14 protein-coding genes are annotated in these 16,926 nt (G+C 66.8%); 8 read left to right on the top strand and 6 right to left on the bottom strand.

The genetic code is table 11. The features are described 5' to 3' along the window. Window positions 1-17 precede the first annotated feature (17 nt). On the top strand, window positions 18-1,634 hold the full coding sequence (locus ACYVG8_RS11395) for a methyl-accepting chemotaxis protein (protein ID WP_028498660.1): 1,617 nt from the start codon (window positions 18-20) through the stop codon (window positions 1,632-1,634). 7 nt (window positions 1,635-1,641) lie between these two features. Here ACYVG8_RS11395 and ACYVG8_RS11390 read toward each other — a convergent pair whose 3' ends face one another. Then, the gene (locus ACYVG8_RS11390) at window positions 1,642-3,138 is read right to left on the bottom strand and encodes a diguanylate cyclase domain-containing protein (RefSeq protein WP_146745004.1); all 1,497 of its coding nucleotides are present in this window, start codon (window positions 3,136-3,138) and stop codon (window positions 1,642-1,644) included. 71 nt (window positions 3,139-3,209) lie between these two features. Here ACYVG8_RS11390 and ACYVG8_RS11385 point away from each other — a divergent pair, with 71 nt between their 5' ends. The 3 genes from ACYVG8_RS11385 to ACYVG8_RS11375 all read left to right on the top strand — a co-directional run bounded on the left by ACYVG8_RS11385 (window position 3,210) and on the right by ACYVG8_RS11375 (window position 7,810). Then, window positions 3,210-5,072: a ribonuclease catalytic domain-containing protein gene (locus ACYVG8_RS11385; protein WP_107888953.1), complete on the top strand. Its 1,863-nt coding sequence runs from the start codon at window positions 3,210-3,212 to the stop codon at window positions 5,070-5,072. A gap of 303 nt (window positions 5,073-5,375) precedes the next feature. Next, a complete protein-coding gene (locus ACYVG8_RS11380; protein WP_028498663.1) occupies window positions 5,376-5,765 on the top strand; it encodes a hypothetical protein in 390 nt (129 codons plus the stop codon). Between the two features lie 71 nt (window positions 5,766-5,836). Then, complete coding sequence (locus ACYVG8_RS11375) at window positions 5,837-7,810, top strand: peptidase U32 family protein (protein WP_460745832.1); 1,974 nt, start codon at window positions 5,837-5,839, stop codon at window positions 7,808-7,810. A gap of 24 nt (window positions 7,811-7,834) precedes the next feature. Here ACYVG8_RS11375 and fmt read toward each other — a convergent pair whose 3' ends face one another. Together fmt and def are read right to left on the bottom strand one after the other, a co-directional pair. Next, window positions 7,835-8,764 (bottom strand): methionyl-tRNA formyltransferase, encoded by a 930-nt coding sequence (gene fmt / locus ACYVG8_RS11370; RefSeq protein ID WP_028498665.1) that lies wholly within the window; start codon window positions 8,762-8,764, stop codon window positions 7,835-7,837. A gap of 55 nt (window positions 8,765-8,819) precedes the next feature. Continuing rightward, window positions 8,820-9,323: a peptide deformylase gene (gene def, locus ACYVG8_RS11365; protein ID WP_028498666.1), complete on the bottom strand. Its 504-nt coding sequence runs from the start codon at window positions 9,321-9,323 to the stop codon at window positions 8,820-8,822. A 236-nt stretch (window positions 9,324-9,559) separates the two neighbouring features. Between def and dprA the strand changes: the two genes are divergently transcribed. From dprA to ACYVG8_RS11345, 4 genes are all read left to right on the top strand, one after another. Then, entirely contained in the window at window positions 9,560-10,660 is a 1,101-nt protein-coding gene (dprA, locus tag ACYVG8_RS11360) for a DNA-processing protein DprA (RefSeq protein ID WP_107888955.1), read from the top strand. A 113-nt stretch (window positions 10,661-10,773) separates the two neighbouring features. Continuing rightward, window positions 10,774-11,229: a Smg family protein gene (locus ACYVG8_RS11355; protein WP_028498668.1), complete on the top strand. Its 456-nt coding sequence runs from the start codon at window positions 10,774-10,776 to the stop codon at window positions 11,227-11,229. A gap of 155 nt (window positions 11,230-11,384) precedes the next feature. Beyond that, window positions 11,385-13,688, top strand: coding sequence for a type I DNA topoisomerase (gene topA, locus ACYVG8_RS11350; RefSeq protein ID WP_028498669.1), 2,304 nt, complete (start codon window positions 11,385-11,387; stop codon window positions 13,686-13,688). After that, entirely contained in the window at window positions 13,685-13,966 is a 282-nt protein-coding gene (locus ACYVG8_RS11345) for a hypothetical protein (RefSeq protein WP_112692013.1), read from the top strand. The genes topA and ACYVG8_RS11345 overlap by 4 nt, the downstream gene beginning before the upstream one ends. Window positions 13,967-14,028: 62 nt before the next feature. On the opposite strand, the gene tolQ is transcribed toward ACYVG8_RS11345, so the two are convergent. The 3 genes from tolQ to ACYVG8_RS11330 form a co-directional block, all read right to left on the bottom strand. Further along, on the bottom strand, window positions 14,029-14,715 hold the full coding sequence (gene tolQ, locus ACYVG8_RS11340) for a protein TolQ (RefSeq protein ID WP_028498671.1): 687 nt from the start codon (window positions 14,713-14,715) through the stop codon (window positions 14,029-14,031). 54 nt (window positions 14,716-14,769) lie between these two features. Then, complete coding sequence (locus tag ACYVG8_RS11335; RefSeq protein WP_028498672.1) at window positions 14,770-15,327, bottom strand: L-threonylcarbamoyladenylate synthase; 558 nt, start codon at window positions 15,325-15,327, stop codon at window positions 14,770-14,772. Between the two features lie 243 nt (window positions 15,328-15,570). Beyond that, the gene (locus ACYVG8_RS11330; protein ID WP_028498673.1) at window positions 15,571-16,731 is read right to left on the bottom strand and encodes an MFS transporter; all 1,161 of its coding nucleotides are present in this window, start codon (window positions 16,729-16,731) and stop codon (window positions 15,571-15,573) included. Between the last annotated feature and the right edge of the window lie 195 nt (window positions 16,732-16,926).

The following is a 16,926-nucleotide window of genomic DNA, read 5'->3' as shown; positions in this document are numbered from 1 at the left end:
CCTCCTCCGAGTCACACATGAAAATATCGACCCGCCTCTATGCGCTGTGCAGCACCGGCATCATCGGCCTGCTGATTGTGTCCCTTTCCGCCCTGCTGGCCTTCGGCAGCATCCGGACCTCCATCGCCAGCATCACCGACGATTCACTGCCGTCGGTCAAGGCACTGGCAGAGCTGCAGGACCAGTTTTCAACCCTGCGCCACAATATGCTGCTGCATGTCCTGAGCCTTCACGCCGAAGACAAGGCCGCATTGCGCGCGAATATCGCCGAAGGCAGCAAATGGCTGAACGAGCACTTCAAATACTATGCCGACAACCTGGCCACGAATGCGCAGGACACAGCCAACATCAAGGTGCTGCAGACGGAAGTGGAGCGCTATCAGGCGCTGATGTACCAGGTGCTGGCATTGTCCGACCTCGGGCAGACCGACCAGGCGGCCGCCATGATCGCCCAGGCCACACGCCCTCAAGGGAAAGTAACCCTCGAGACCTTCAAGCGAACCGTCGACTTCAACATCTCGGTGCTGGATCAGTCCGAGCAGGACGTGGACGAATCGATCGACAATGCCCGACTGGTGCTGCTGGGGGTGACAACCGTGGTCGTCTTGCTGCTGCTGGGCGGCGGCATCTGGGCGGTCAGGACCATTTACGGGCCGATGACGTCCCTGCGCGACGGGCTGAACCAGCTTGCCCGGGATTTCGACTTCACCCGCCGCTTCCGGCGCCGGCAACAAGACGAAATCAGTGAGACCTACCAGGCGCTGAACGGGCTGCTGGACGTACTGCAGGGCAGTTTCCAGCGCCTCCACACCCTGGGCAGCAATGTGAATGCAGCGGCGGAAACGGTGGCAGCCGCCTCGGCTGACGTCTCGCAGGCCTCGCTGCAGGTCAGCGAATCGGCGGCCAGCATGTCGGCGGCCGTCGAGCAGATGACCGTCAGTGTGACCCATGCGGCCGACCGCGCCGAACAGGCCAGTCACAGCAGCCAGCAGGCCGGCAAGGAAGCCAGCCATGGCGGCGAAGTCATCGACGACACCATCCGCGGCTTCCGCAACACCGAGTCGACCGTGCAGCTGGCCGCAGGCCAGATCGAGCAGTTGAAGGCCCATACTGCGGCCATTGGCACGGTCATCGCCGTGATCAAGGATATCGCCGAACAGACCAATCTGCTGGCGCTGAACGCGGCGATTGAAGCCGCCCGCGCCGGCGAGTCCGGCCGCAGCTTTGCCGTGGTCGCCGATGCAGTCCGCATGCTGGCCGAGCGAACGGCAACCTCGACGCAGGAGATCACCCGGACCGTGCGCCTGATCCAGCAGGGGGCCAATGAAACCGTGGAGTCGATGCAGGGTGTCGTGTCCCTGCTTGGCCACGGCATGAGCCAGGCGGAACTGGCCACGGTCGCCATTCAGCGCATCATCGACAGCACGGACGGCACGGTGACCCAGGTGGCGGAAATTTCCGGTTCGATGCGCGAACAGTCGCTGACCAGCACCAGCATTGCCCAGGGGGTCGAACATATCGCCCGGATGACCGAGCAGAGCCATACCAGCGCCACGCATACGGCGGCGTCGGCCGCCTCCCTGCGCGAGGCGGCCGCCGAGATGCAGGACACCCTCCAGGCCTTCCGCGTCTAGTGTCGCCTCAGACGTCCGTCTCCAGCGTGGTCAGCTGCTCGGCAGCCGGCAGCCGGGGATCTGCCTCGCACAGACGCATGCTGAACGACAGCCGTTCGGCGGCGTCGCCGTCACCGAGCGCCAGCTCGGAGAAGGCCAGCGACAGGCTGTCGAGCAGCGCCTGCGCGGCTTCCAGCCCGGTATCGGGCAGCACCAGCACGAAGGCGTCGCCATCGACACGCCCGATCAGGTCGTTGCGGCGCAGCCGCTTGCGCAGGAAGCGCGCCCAGGTCGCCAGCACCCGGTCGCCGGCGGCATAGCCCCGGCGCCGGTTGAACGACGAGAAGCCGTTCAGGTCGACCAGCGCCAGCACCAGTGGCTGCGCGCTGCGTGCCACGCGCGACAGTTCCTCGTCCAGCCGTTCGCACAGCGCCTGGACCGTCAGCGCCCCGGTCAGCGCGTCGCGCTGGCTCAGTCCGAGCTGCAGCCGGCGGCGGCGGCCGGCACGCTGGACCGCCACCAGCAGTTCATCGGTCGCGACCGGCCGCGCCAGCCAGTATTCGATGCTTTCGTCGGACAGCCGTCGCTGCGGCTGCAGCGCCTCGCTGGCCAGCATCAGGACCGGCATCGGCGGTACCGGGCAGGTCTGCCGCACCACCCGGGCAAAATCCAGGCCGTCGCAGTCGGGCAGGATGCGGTTGACCAGCAGCACGTCCGGGTGATTGCGCAACATGCTGTCGTAGCCTTCGGCGCCGGAAGAGGCCAGCAGGACCTCGATGCCGGCAGCGGTCAGCGCGTCGGCATACCAGTGGACCAGATCGACCTGCGGGTCGATCACCAGGACGCGCAACGGCTGGCTGTCCGCCAGCGGGACCGCCAGCGCCGTCAGCAGTTCGTCGTGACCGACCGGCCATGGCAGGAACACGCTCGCCCCCAGCCGGACGGCGGCAATGCGGCTGGCAAAGTCCGATTCCGGCGACAGGACGACGAACGGTATGTGGGCCAGCCGGGTCCGCGCCAGCGCCGACATCGCCGCATCGTGGCGGCTGTCGGTACGCACCAGCGCCAGCGCGGCCGGCTGAAAAGTGTCCAGCGCGGCGATCAGCGCATCCGGGTCCGGGTGGACGCTGAGCGTTACGCCATAGCGGGCCAGCGACTGTTCCAGCGCCGCGACGTCATCGCCGGGCCCGGCCAGCAGCAGGATGCCGCCATGCACCACCGGCAGGCCCGGCGGCGGCGAGGCCAGCTTGCGGCTGGCCTTGAGCCGGGCGAGGCGGGCCGCCAGCGCCTGGGTCAGGTCGGCCGGCGGGTGCCCGGTCTGCCTGGCCTCGCGAACGGCATCGTGCAGTGAATGCGCCAGGGTCTGGGCAGCGGCGACCAGCTCATCCTCGCCATCGCGCTCGGCCTGGCATTTCAGGTTCAGCGCCAGATAGGCGAGGTGAGCCGCCAGTGGCGTATCCCAGCCACGGCCCAGCAAGGCGAGGCCCCGCTCGATGTCGGTCAATTCTCGGGACAGGTCTGGCATGCAGGGCTCCGGGCGCACAGTCAGGCGCCGCTGTTATAATCGCCGCCTTTTTCAGCAATGCGGTCAAGGCGATGGCGACCAACGTATTTTACGAGGAAGACGGCGGATTCAAAGTGGGCGCCGTCCTGACCGACAACGATACCAGCCTCCAGGTGGAGGCCCCTCACGGCAAGCGATCCAAAATCAAATCGGCAGCGATCCTGCTGCGCTTTAGCTCGGCCCTGGCCGATTTCCTGCCTGCAGCCGAGCAGCAGGCGGCGGAAATCGACATCGACTTCCTGTGGGAGTGCTGCGGCGACGCGGAGTTCGATGCGGCAACGCTGGCAGAAGATTATTTCGGCCACAAGCCGTCAGCACTGGAAAGTGCGGCGATTGCCCTGCGCGTGCATGGCGCCCCGATGTATTTCTACAAGAAGGGCAAGGGCCGCTACAAGGCCGCCCCGCACGAGGCGCTGCAGGCTGCGCTGGCCGGCATCGAGAAGAAAAAGCGCCAGCAGCAGCAGATTGACGGCTGGGTCGACGCCTGCCGCGCCGGCCAGCTGCCGGAAGAGTGGAAGCCGCACCTGATGTCGCTGCTGTGGCGTCCGGACAAGAACACGCTGGAATGGAAGGGGCTGGAAGCCGCCAGCAAGGCACTGCAGGTGTCGCCGCTGAAGCTGGTGGCCGAGCGCGGCGGCATTTCGTCGGTGCCCGACTATCTGCTGGCCGGTTTCATCATGGAGCACTTCCCGCGCGGACGCGGCTTCCCGGTGTTCGAGGCGGTCGAGATGCCGGCCGGCCTGCCCGACGCCGGTGTCGAAGCGTTCTCGATCGACGATTCCGCTACCACCGAGATCGACGATGCGCTGTCGCTGACCCGCCTCGACAACGGCAACTGGCGCATCGGCGTCCATATCGCCGCGCCGACGCTTGGCGTCGGTCCGGATTCGGACGTGGAAAAGCTGGTCTTCCAGCGCCTGTCGACGGTGTATTTCCCCGGCGAGAAGATCACCATGCTGCCTGATTCGCTGGTCCAGCAGTTCACGCTGGCCGAAGGCCGGCACTGCCCGGCGGTCAGCGTGTACTTCGAGGTGGCGCCGGACGACTATCGCATCCTCGGCCACGAAAGCCGGGTCGACAGCGTGAAAATCACCGCCAACCTGCGCCACGACTGGCTGGAAACGGTATTCAACGAAGACACGCTGGCCCACGATCCGGGCCGCGACTATCCATACAAGCACGAGTTGCGCGTGCTGTGGGAATTCGCCAACGCGCTGGAAGTCGGCCGCGGCAAGGCCGACAGCAACCAGCAGCAGCGTCTCGACTACAACTTCGCCATCGTCGATGGCAAGGTGGTGCTGACGCCGCGCCGCCGCGGCGCGCCGATGGACAAGCTGGTGTCCGAGCTGATGATCCTGGCCAACGCCACCTGGGGCGGCGACCTGGCCGCCGCCGGCATCCCGGCCATGTACCGGGCACAGACGGCCGGCAAGGTACGCATGACCACCGCCGCCGAACCGCACGTCGGCCTCGGCGTGCCGCAGTACGCGTGGTCGACCTCGCCGCTGCGCCGCGCGGCCGACTTCGTCAACCAGCAGCAGATCGTGGCCATGGTTCGCGGCGAGACCCCGCGCTACAAGCGCGGTGACCCCGACCTGTTCGCCCGGCTGCGCGATTTCGACGTCGCCTACAACGCCTATGGCGATTTCCAGTACCAGATGGAGCGCTTCTGGTGCCTGCGCTGGTTCAGTCAGGAAAACGTGAGCGACATCACCGCGCAGTGGATCAAGGACGACCTGGTCCGCCTCGACGGCCTGCCGATGGCCACGCGCGTGGCCGGTCTGCCGGAAATGGCATCCGGAGAGCGGGTGCGGCTGCAGGTGGCACGCATCGACGAGCTGGCGCTGGAAATCGAATTCCGCGTGCTCGGCAAGGTCACGCCGGAAAGCGCCTGACGCCAGTGGTGCCGCCAGGGCCGGTTCGCCGGCCGTCGGCGGCACCGGCGCGACGCAACGCTACACAATTGCGCCATTTCCCTTTCTGCTCAGTCACTTGCACTCGTTACGCGCGCCGACTGCCACTAGAATCCCTCCCGATCACGGACGGCAATCACGCCGTCCGTATGCCATTATTGCAAGTGGTGTCAGGCCCGGCCCGACAGCCTGGCCAGGCGGAGGGTCGCGACACCGTTTTCGCCCCCTCGTCCGTCAAGGGGACACGTCCGGACGCCACTGCAGGCGCCCTTACCGGAGAGTCCCGTGAAGTTCGACAGCGCGTTCTTTTTCACCGGTGCCGCCATTTGCGGCGCCCTGTTTCTCGTCAATGCCGCCTGGATCCTGCTGCCGATCCCGCTGCTGCTGATGTTCACCGCCGTGGCGATCGACGACTGCCGTCGCCTGCGTTCGCTCGACACCGATGCCGCCGCCATGCTGCTGGATACCCCGCGCAAACCGATGATGCCGCTCGACGGCTTTCGCGGCCGCGAACTGATGTTCTACAGTGCCGGGCAACCGGTGTACCGCCTCCTCAGCGACGGTCAGCAGCTGTGGATCTTCCTCGGCCACCGCGACGAGGTCGACGCGCCCGACGTGTCGATCTGCGTGTTTCCCGGCTACCTGTACGGGCAGGCGGCACACAGCGGCACGTGAGCGGTCGCGGCGGCGCCCGGTCGATCCGTTATACTGCCGCCCTTTTCCTACCGACCCCGGACGACCACGTCATGAGCCTGCCCGCCCACCAGCTTGAACTGCTCGCGCCCGCCAGGACCGCCGACATCGGCCGCGAGGCGATCCTGCACGGCGCGGACGCGGTTTACATCGGCGGCCCGTCGTTCGGCGCGCGCCACAACGCCTGTAACACGGTGAGCGAGATCGCCGGTCTGGCCGAATTCGCTCACCGCTACCACGCCCGCATCTTCGTCACCCTGAACACCATCCTGCACGATGCCGAGCTGGAACCGTCGCGCCAGCTGGTCTGGCAGCTGTACGAGGCCGGCGTCGATGCGCTGATCGTGCAGGACATGGGCCTGCTGGAACTCGACCTGCCACCGCTCCAGCTCCACGCCAGCACCCAGTGCGACATCCGCACACCGGAAAAGGCGCGCTTCCTGGCCGATGCCGGTTTTTCCCAGGTGGTGCCGGCGCGCGAGCTGACGCTGGCGCAGATCCGCGCCGTGCGCGATGCGCTGCCGGCCGACACCACACTCGAATTCTTCATCCACGGCGCATTGTGCGTGGCGTTTTCCGGCCAGTGCTATATCAGCCATGCCGACAACGGCCGCAGCGCCAACCGGGGTGACTGTTCGCAGGCCTGCCGGCTGCCGTACACGCTGACCGATGCCAGTGGCGGCGTGGTCGCCTTCGACAAGCATCTGCTGTCGATGAAGGACAACGACCAGAGCGCCAATCTGGAAGCGCTGATCGACGCCGGCGTGCGCTCGTTCAAGATCGAGGGGCGCTACAAGGAAGCCAACTACGTCAAGAACATCACCGCCCACTACCGGCTGCTGCTCGACGAGATCCTCGAACGCCGCCCGGAACTGGCGCGCGCCTCCAGCGGCCGCAGCGAGATCCTGTTCACGCCGGATATCGACAAGTCCTTCCATCGCGGCCATACCGATTATTTCGTCAACGGCCGCCATGACGATATCGGCGCCTTCGATTCGCCGACCTTTATCGGCGTACCGGTCGGCACGGTAACGCGGCTGGCCCAGGACTGGTTCGAGATCGACGCCACCGAGCCGCTCGCCAACGGCGACGGCCTCAACTACATGAAAAAGCGCGAAGTGCACGGCATGCAGGCCAATACCGTCGAAATGACCGGTCCTGGCGAGAACGGCACCACGCGCTGGCGGGTGTATCCAAACGAGGGCATGCGCGCGCTGGACGGGCTGAAGCCGGGCACGGAAGTCAGCCGCAACCGCGACCATGCCTGGGAGCAGGCGCTGACACGCAAGTCGGCCGAGCGCCGGGTCGGCGTCTGGCTGAAGCTGGAAGACCAGCCCGACGGGCTGAAACTGACTGCCACCGACGAGGATGGCGGGACGGCATCGGCCGCCATGGCGCTGACGCTGGAACCGGCCCGTGACGCCGCGCGGGCGGAAGCCGGGCTGCGCGACAGCCTGGCCAAGCTGGGCAGCACCATGTTCGTCGCCCACGGCGTCGAGCTGGCGCTGGCCTCGGCCTGGTTCGTGCCGGCCTCGGCCATCAACGCCCTGCGCCGCGACGTGGTCGCCCGGCTGGCCGCCGCGCGCATCGCCAACTGGCCGCGCCCGCCGCGCAAGGCGCCGCTGGAACCGCCGGTGCCGTATCCGGAGACCTCACTGTCGTATCTGGCCAATGTGTACAACGACAAGGCCCGGGCGTTCTATGCCCGCCACGGCGTCACGCTGATCGATGCGGCCTACGAGGCGCACGAGGAGCCGGGCGAGGTCAGCCTGATGATCACCAAGCATTGCCTGCGCTTCAGCTACAACCTGTGCCCGAAGCAGGCCAAAGGGGTCATCGGCGTCAAGGGCCAGATCCGCGCCGAGCCGATGACACTGAAGTCCGGCAGCGAGACCTATACCCTGACCTTCGACTGCAAGCCGTGCGAAATGCACGTCATGGGCAAGATGAAGAAACACATTTTCAACGCCCCGCCGCCGTCCAGCGTGCCGGTCCAGCCGCTGACCTTCCACCGCAAGCAGCCGTAGGGTCAGCGGCCCGGGCGACCGCCCTTATGCAGGGTCGGTGCCGAGCAACTGGCCGACCAGCCCGTGCCGGCCGGCCGCGAAGGCACTGGCCGCCAGGCGCCTGCCGCCGGCAGGCTGGACTTCGCTCAGGCGCAGCGCGCCATCACCGCAAGCGACCAGCAGGCCGTCGTGGCCGGCTTCCAGCACCGTGCCAGGCGCACCGCGCCCGTCGGCCGGGCTCGCCCCCCACACTTTCAGCAGATCGCCGCCCAGCGTGGTCCACGCGCCCGGCACCGGGCAGTAGCCGCGCACGGCACGGTCGAGTTCCGCCACCGGCCGGGTCCAGTCGAGCCGGGCCTCTTCCTTGTCGAGCTTGGCCGCATAGGTGACGCCCGCTTCCGGCTGCGTGCAGGGCGGGAAGGCGGCCGGATCGGCCAGCACCTCGACAATGGCGGCCGCGCCCAGCGCCATCAGCCGGTCGTGCAGGCTGGCGGCAGTGTCGGTGGCGCTGATCGGCGTGCGCACGACATGCCGCATCGGACCGGTGTCCAGCCCGGCTTCCATCTGCATGATGGTGACGCCGGACTCGGCATCGCCGGCCAGCAGCGCGCGCTGGATCGGCGCGGCGCCACGCCAGCGCGGCAGGATCGACGCATGGATGTTCAGGCAGCCGAGCGGCGGGATGTCCAGTACCGCCTGCGGCAGGATCAGCCCGTAGGCGGCCACCACCATCACGTCGGCCCCGATGTCGTGCAGCGCTTGCCGGGCGCCGGCATCGCGCAGCGTCTGCGGCTGGCTGACTGGCAGTCCCAGTTCCAGCGCGCGCGCCTTGACCGCCGACGGCTTGAGCTTCATGCCACGGCCGGCCGGCCGGTCGGGCTGGGTCAGCACCAGGGCGATGTCGTGTCCGGCGGCATGCAGCGCGGACAGGGCGGCGGCGGCGAAATCCGGCGTGCCGGCGAAGATGAGTTTCATGTGACGATCCGATCTGAAAAAGCGAAATCCGGGCGCCAGGCCCGGTGCGACCACGCTACATGCTCTGGCGTTCGCGCTTCTTGAGCTTGTTCCGGATCCGGTTCTGCTTCAGCGGCGACAGGTACTCGACGAAGACCTTGCCGTCGAGGTGGTCGATCTCGTGCTGGATGCAGATGGCCAGCAGGCCGTCGGTATCCAGCGTGAACGGCTTGCCGTCGCGGTCCAGCGCCTCGACGATCACGTGCTCGGCACGGGTCACCTTGTCGTAGACGCCCGGCACCGACAGGCAGCCTTCCTCGTACACCACCTCGCCATCGCGATGGGTGATGACCGGGTTGATGAACACCTGCAGTTCGTCATGGGTGTCGGACAGGTCGATCACCAGCAGGCGTTCGTGCACGTCGACCTGCGTCGCCGCCAGGCCGATGCCGTGCGCGGCGTACATGGTCTCGCCCATGTCGTCGATCAGGGTGCGGATGCGATCGTCCACCTCGGCCACCGGCCTGGCGATGGTGTGCAGACGGTCGTCCGGGTAATTCAGGATGTTGAGCAGCGCCATAGGGTGATGTTATCTAATACATTGCGTTGTCTGGGGACGGGTCGCCGGAGGCGGCGGGGCCTCGCCGCACCGTGGTCATGCCCGGTATTCCGGACAGCCTGACCGTCGGCGCCGCCCGTCATTGTCGTTCATCTGCAACATGGTGCTGTCCGTTTCGTCCGGCAAGAGGCTTCCATGCGCTTTTCCATTATATCGGCTGTGACGACGCCAGACCTTATCGCCGTGGCGATACGGCCATGAGCCTGCTGACCGGCCACGATGCCTGGCTGCATCTGTTCCATGTCCGGGGCCTCGGTCCGATCGGGTTCAATGCCCTGCTGGAGGCATTCGGCACGGCGGAGGCCATCTGCGCTGCGCCGCCCCGGCAGCTGGCCAGCGTCGTATCGCGCCAGCTGGCCGCGGCGATTGCCGGCGACGACAGCCGGGCTGCGCGCCAGGCGGCAGCCGACTGGCTGGCCGCCGACGCGACCCGTTCGCTGCAGACACGGCTCGACGCAGACTACCCGCTGGCGCTGGCACAGTCGCCGGCCGCGCCGCCGCTGCTGTTCCTGCACGGCCGGCGCGAACTGCTGTCCCGGCCGCTGTTCGCCATCGTCGGCAGCCGGCATGCCAGCGCGCAGGGCATCCGCGATGCCGGCCGCTTCGCCCGGGCGCTGGCCGACACCGGCTATACCATCGTCAGCGGCCTGGCCGCCGGCATCGACGCGGCGGCCCATGACGGCGCGGTCGACACCCCGGCGGCCACCGTCGCCGTGATCGGCACCGGTATCGACCGCGTCTATCCGGCCTGCAACCGGCCGCTGGCGCGACGCATCGCCGGTCACGGCCTGATCGTCAGCGAGTTTCCGCTCGGCACGCCGCCGCTGGCCGCCCATTTCCCGCGCCGCAACCGCATCATCGCCGGGCTCGGCGCCGGCTGCCTGGTGGTCGAGGCCGGCCTGCGCAGCGGCTCGCTGATCACGGCGCGCCAGGCTGCCGAGGCAGGCCGCGAAGTGTTCGCCATTCCCGGGTCCATTCACTCGCCACTGTCGCGCGGCTGCCATGCGCTGATCCGCGACGGCGCCAGGCTGACCGAGTCGCTGGATGACATCCTGGCCGAACTGCCGCCCTTGCCGGCACTGCCGCCGGTCGCCGGACCCGCCGCCGTCCCGGAGAGTGAATTCGCCGCCGGCGACGCGCGGCTGCTGGCTGCGCTGGGCTTCGATCCGGTCGATGCCGATACCCTGGCGCAACGTACGGGCTTGACGGTGGAGGGGGTTTTGGCGATGCTGCTGCCGCTAGAGCTCGCTGGACGGGTCGCCCCGCTACCGGGCGGCCGCTACCAGCGGGTCGTTTGACGCCCGCCCGTTCATGCCGGAGCCGAATTCGGGCTCCACGCGACGGGCAGGGTGCGAGTCGCCGCCGGCGTCGGGCCTCACCGCCCTTTGTTTCCACTGAAAAAGCCGCCGCCATGCTCGATATCATTGCCTTTCTTGTCCAGGAATACCGCGACTTCGCCGCCTGTCCCGAACCGGAACACCTGGCGCAAAAACTGTCCGCAGTCGGTTTCGAAGACGAGGAAATCGACGATGCGCTGGACTGGCTGGCCGAACTGGCCGCCGACGATGCGTCGCCGATCGTGTTTGCGGAAAGCACCGCCACGCGCATGTTCAGCGCCAGCGAATGCGAACACCTGCCGGTCGATACCCAGGGGTTCATCCACTTTCTCGATACGGCCGGCGCCCTGACCAATCTGCAGCGGGAGCAACTGATCGACCGGCTGATGGCACTGCCCTCGGACGATCTCGATCTCGATGCCGTCCGCCTTGCCACCCTGGCCGTTCTGTGGCGTCACGCTGCCGACATCGACATTCTGGTGGCCGACGAGTTGATGGTCGCCATCGACGGTCAGCCACCGTTGCAATAACGCCGGTCCGGCATCGTCCCGGACCGCACCGAAAGCGCCGAACGCTTGTGAGCGAACGGCTTTAGGCTCTACCATCGCGCCCTTCACCCGGCCGGCGCTTGCATTTGGCGCCGCTTTCCCGAATACATTTAGGGACTATTGACGTCTCGAACTCCATGTCCGCCAATCTGCTGATCGTCGAATCGCCGTCCAAGGCGAAGCCACTGAAAAAATATCTCGGGTCCGATTTCGAGGTACTCGCCTCCTATGGTCACGTTCGCGATCTGGTGCCCAAGAACGGCGCGGTCGACCCCGAACACGACTTCGCGATGAAGTACCAGATCATCGCGCGGAACTCGAAACACGTTGACGCCATCGCCGCCGCCGTGCGCGAAGCCGACACCATCTATCTCGCGACCGACCCGGACCGCGAGGGTGAAGCCATTTCGTGGCACCTGATGGAAATCCTCAAGAACAAGAAGCTCTTGAAGGACAAGAAGGTGATGCGCGTGGTGTTCCACGAGATCACCCGCAACGCGGTGCTGGAAGCCGTCGCCAATCCGCGTGAAATTTCGCAGGACATGGTCGATGCCCAGCAGGCGCGCCGTGCGCTCGACTATCTGGTCGGCTTCAACCTGTCGCCGCTGCTGTGGAAGAAGATCCGTCGCGGCCTGTCCGCCGGCCGCGTGCAGAGCCCGGCCCTGCGCCTGATCTGCGAGCGCGAGATCGAAATCCGTGCGTTTACCGCCCAGGAATACTGGTCGGTACATCTGGACAGCCACAAGGGCCGGCAGAAATTCGGCGCCAAGCTGAACGAGTGGCAGGGCAAGAAGCTCGAGCAGTTCGACATTCCCGACGAAGCCACCCAGGCCTCGGTGCTGGCCGCGCTGTCCGGCCACGACGCTGCGGTCACGGCGGTGGAAAAGAAGAAAAAATCGCGCAACCCGGCCGCACCGTTCACGACCTCGACGCTGCAGCAGGAGGGGGTGCGCAAGCTCGGCATGACCACCGACCGCACCATGCGCACCGCACAGCAGCTGTACGAGGGCATCGACGTCGGCCAGGGCCAGATCGGTCTGATCACCTACATGCGTACCGACTCGGTGGCGCTCGCCAACGACGCGGTCGAGGAGATCCGCTTCTACATCGGCCAGCACTTCGACGCCGACTACCTGCCGAAAACGCCGTCGGTGTTCAAGAACAAGGCCAAGAACGCCCAGGAAGCGCACGAAGCCGTGCGCCCGACGTCGATCTTCCGCACGCCGGAATCGGTCAAGCCATTCCTGACTGCCGACCAGTTCAAACTGTACGACATGGTCTGGAAGCGGACGCTGGCCTGCCAGATGACCGCCGCAAAGTTCGACACCACCGCGGTCGACATCGCGGTCGGTGACGGCGTGTTCCGCGCCACCGGTCAGGTGCAGACCTTCGCCGGCTTTATCGCCGTGTACCAGGAAGACGTCGACGATACCGCCGACGACGACGAGGACAGCGCCAAGCTGCCGCTGCTGGAAGTCGGCGACGTGCTGCCGGTGGACAAACTGTCCGGCGAGCAGCATTTCACCCAGCCGCCGCCGCGCTACTCGGAAGCGTCGCTGGTGAAGACGCTGGAAGAATATGGCATCGGCCGTCCGTCGACCTATGCGTCGATCATCTCGACGCTGAAGGATCGCGAGTACGTGATCCTCGACAAGAAGCGCTTCCAGCCGACCGATACCGGCGAGATCGTCAACAAGTTCCTGACCGAGCACTTCGCCCAGTACGTCGACTATCACTTCACCGCCCGGCTCGAAGACCAGCTTGACGATATCTCCACCGGCAAGCGCCAGTGGATCCCGGTGCTCGACGGCTTCTGGAAGGGATTCCACAAGCAGATCACCGAGAAGGAAAGCATCAGCCGCGCCGAGGTCACCACCGAAAGCCTCGACGAAGCCTGCCCGAAGTGCGGCAAGCCGCTGAACATCCGCTTCGGCAAGCGCGGTCGCTTTATCGGCTGCACCGGCTACCCGGACTGCGACTACACCCGCAACCTGAACGAAACCGCCGAGCAGGCCGCCGCCGAAGAAGAAGCACCGGTCATCATCGAAGACCGGGTCTGCCCGGAGGACGGGGGTCAGCTGGTGGTCAAGAAGGGCCGCTACGGCAAGTTCATCGGCTGCGCCAACTACCCGAAGTGCAAGCACATCGAGCCGCTGGAAAAGCCGCGCGACACCGGTGTCGAGTGCCCGGAATGCAAGACCGGTCACCTGATCGAACGCAAGAGCCGCTACGGCAAGCTGTTCTACAGCTGCAACACCTACCCGAAGTGCAAGTACGCGACCTGGAACCCGCCGGTGGCGGAGACCTGCCCGAAATGCGGCTGGCCGATCCTGACCATCAAGACCACCAAGCGTCGCGGTACCGAGAAGGTGTGCCCGCAGAAGGAATGCGGCTACAGCGAGGTCATTGCCCCGCCGGAAGCGAAGACGGCGGAAGAATGATGCCGAAGCGCCTGATCGTCCTTGCTGCCATGGCCGGCGCCTTCACCGGCCTGCCGGCACTGGCGGCCGGGTCCGGGGACACCACGGACCGTCCGCGCGCCACGGCAACGCCGTACGACGCCATTCGCGCCGCGGTGCCGGTCTCGACCAGCCCGCTCGCCATCGGCCGCCGTGCCGCCCTCGACGATCAGCGGCCGACGCCGCGCAGCGCCGGCATCGCCTCGACCCGCCCGGCCGGGCAGGACACCCCGCCGGCCAGTCCGCCCGCGCCACGCTGAGCACCCCGCAAAAAAAACCGCCCGGACAGTGATGTCCGGGCGGTTTTCTTGTCGGGTCAGCCTCAGTTCGGGGCCTTGGTCGCCTGACGCTGGAGGATGTTCGAGAACTCCTCCATGAAGGTGTCGAAGCGGTTGGCGAAGCGGTCGATGTCGTAGGCGAAGCGGTTGTAGGCGACAACGGCCGGGATGGCGGCGAACAGGCCGATGGCGGTGGCGATCAGCGCCTCGGCGATACCCGGAGCGACCGTGGCCAGCGTCGCATTGCCGGCGTTCCCGAGCCCGATGAACGCATGCATGATGCCCCAGACCGTACCGAACAGGCCGATATACGGGCTGACCGAGCCGACCGTGGCCAGGAAGGCGGTATGGCGGTCCAGCTCGTCCAGCTCGCGCTGGGCGGCGGCCTTCATCGCGCGGCGGGTGCCGTCCATGGTGTCGGACAGCTCACCGCCCGGCTGGCGGCGCAGTTTGACGAATTCGGCAAAGCCGGCCTGGAAGATCTTTTCCATGCCGATGCCGTCCTTCTTGCCCGACACTTGCTGGTACATGTGGTTGAGGTCGGCACCGCTCCAGAACGCGCGCTCGAAATCCTCGGTATGCAGACGGGCATGGCGCACGTCGATCCATTTCATGATGATGCGGGTCCACGACAGGACCGACATGACCATCAGCAGGGCCATGATGAACTGAACCGGCAGACTCGCATCCAGCAACAGCTTGACGACCGACAGGGATTGGGTGGTTTCCACGACTGAGAGAACCTTTGTCTTAGACGAGTTAGGACTTTAACTGGCGTGCGAAAGCTATCGCAATACACGCCCACTGGCAAAATCGATAATGGTGGATGGGCGACGACGACGGCCGACCAGGCCCGGCAGCGTCAGCAGGCGGTCACCGAACGCATGCCGGCACGCAGCGGCACTGCGCAGTGAACGCTTGCCGGCCACATTGGCCGACGTCGACACCAGCGGCCCCAGCCGGCGGGTCAGCGCGGCCACGCCGGCATGGGCCGAGACGCGAACGGCCAGCGTAGTATGCCGGCCCCGCAGCCACGGCAGCGCCTGACGACCGGCCGGCAGCAGAAACGTGGTCGGACCCGGCCAGCGCGTGGCCAGACGCGCGCGCCCGGCCGTGTCCGGCATGCGGATCAGGCCGCGAAACGCCTCCACCCCGGCGCCGACCACGATCATTCCCTTGTGATTCGGCCGCCCCTTGATGCGCAGAATGGCCTTGAGCCCGCGCGCATTGCGCGGATCACAACCCAGTCCGAAACATGACTCGGTCGCGTAGGCGATCACGCCGCCGCGCTTGAGATGTCTGCGGGTCTGACGAAGGAGAGAGGCGGAAGGGAAGCGGTACATGACGGCAAAAATGGGACGACGGCGCCATTTTGGCACGTTGCCGGCCCGGATGCAGGCAGAAGCGCAAAAGAATACCAGACGGCCGGCCCCGGGGCAGGCCACAAAAAAGCGCGAACGGGCGCAGCGCAGCCCGCTAACGGCACATCCCGACCAGATTGCCGTAGACCAGCGCCGCCTCCGGCCGCGTATAGCCATACAGCGCCAGCAGCACTGCGGCCAGGATCAGCGCACCGCCAAGCCACTTCATGCGCCGGCCTCCGCGCGCTGCAGCGGTCGCTCGCGAATCGGCAGGCACAGCAGCGCCGCCATCACCCCCAGCACCACGCTGGCCCACCACACCGGGTCGTAGCTGCCGGTGCTGTCGTACACCCGCCCGCCAAGCCAGATGCCGAAGAAACTGCCGAGCTGGTGAGCGAAAAACACCAGCCCGCCCAGCATCGACAGGTAATGGACACCAAAGATGCCGGCGATGATGCCGTTGGTCAGCGGCACGGTGCCGAGCCACAGGAAACCGATGGCGGCCGAGAAGGCAATGGCACTGGCCGGCGTCACCGGCAGCAGCACGAACAGCACGATGGCCAGCGCACGACAGGCATAAATGCCCGACAGCAGCCGCGACTTGTCGTGCCGCGCGCCCATATGGCCGAACAGCCAGGTGCCGACGATATTGGCCAGCCCGATCAGTGCCAGACTCAGCGCACCGACCGAGGACGACAGCCCGCGATCAGCCAGGAAGGCCGGCAGGTGGACGCCGACGAAGGACACCTGGAAACCGCAGACGAAATAACTCGCCGACAGCAGCAGGAAACCGGGATGACGCATCGCTTCGCGGAAGGCGTCGCCGACCGGCTGCGATGGTCGCTCGATCCCCTCGACCCGCAACGGCCATGCCAGCGGCACGATCAGCAGCGTCAGCGCGGCGAACACCAGCAGGGTGGGGCTGGCACCGAGATGATCGATGCCCCACTGGCCGGCCGGCAGCAGCAGGAACTGGCCCAGCGAGCCGGCGGCCGCCGTCAGCCCCATCGCCTGGCTGCGGCGATGCGGTGGCGCCAGTTTGCCGACCACGCCGAACACGACGCCATAGGTCGTGCCGGCCAGACCGATGCCGATCATCACGCTGCCGAGCAGCGGCATGCCGGGCACCGCCAGCGTCCACAGACCGGCGGCGTAGGCGAGGGCGCCGGCCACCAGCACCCGGCGCGCGCCGGCACGGTCGGCCCAGGCGCCGGCGAACGGCTGCGCCGCGCCCCACAGCAGGTTCAGGATCGCAAAGGCAAAGGCGATCGTCTCCCGTCCGCCGCCGGCCGACAGCGGCTCCAGGAACAGGCCGAAGCTGTGACGGATGCCCATGGCCAGGGTGATGATGACCCCGGCGAACCACAATACGCGCGTCAATGGCATGACGTTTTTCCCCATTTCTCCACCGCGACCGCCGCTCGTTCTGACTGCATGGCGGGGTTTGTCGGCATTCGGGCCTACTATTCCATTGGCACCCGGGCCATGACAAGCCCAAAGAATCAAACGGTCGTTTGACAGCATCGACGGCCGCCGGTATGTTCGGGACCATGGCCAAGCCGTCGGCCATCCGCCTTCCCG

It is taken from the genome of Microvirgula curvata (assembly GCF_054781615.1).
Note: the sequence above shows the minus strand (reverse complement) of the source record. Positions and strands in the feature narration are given on the sequence as shown.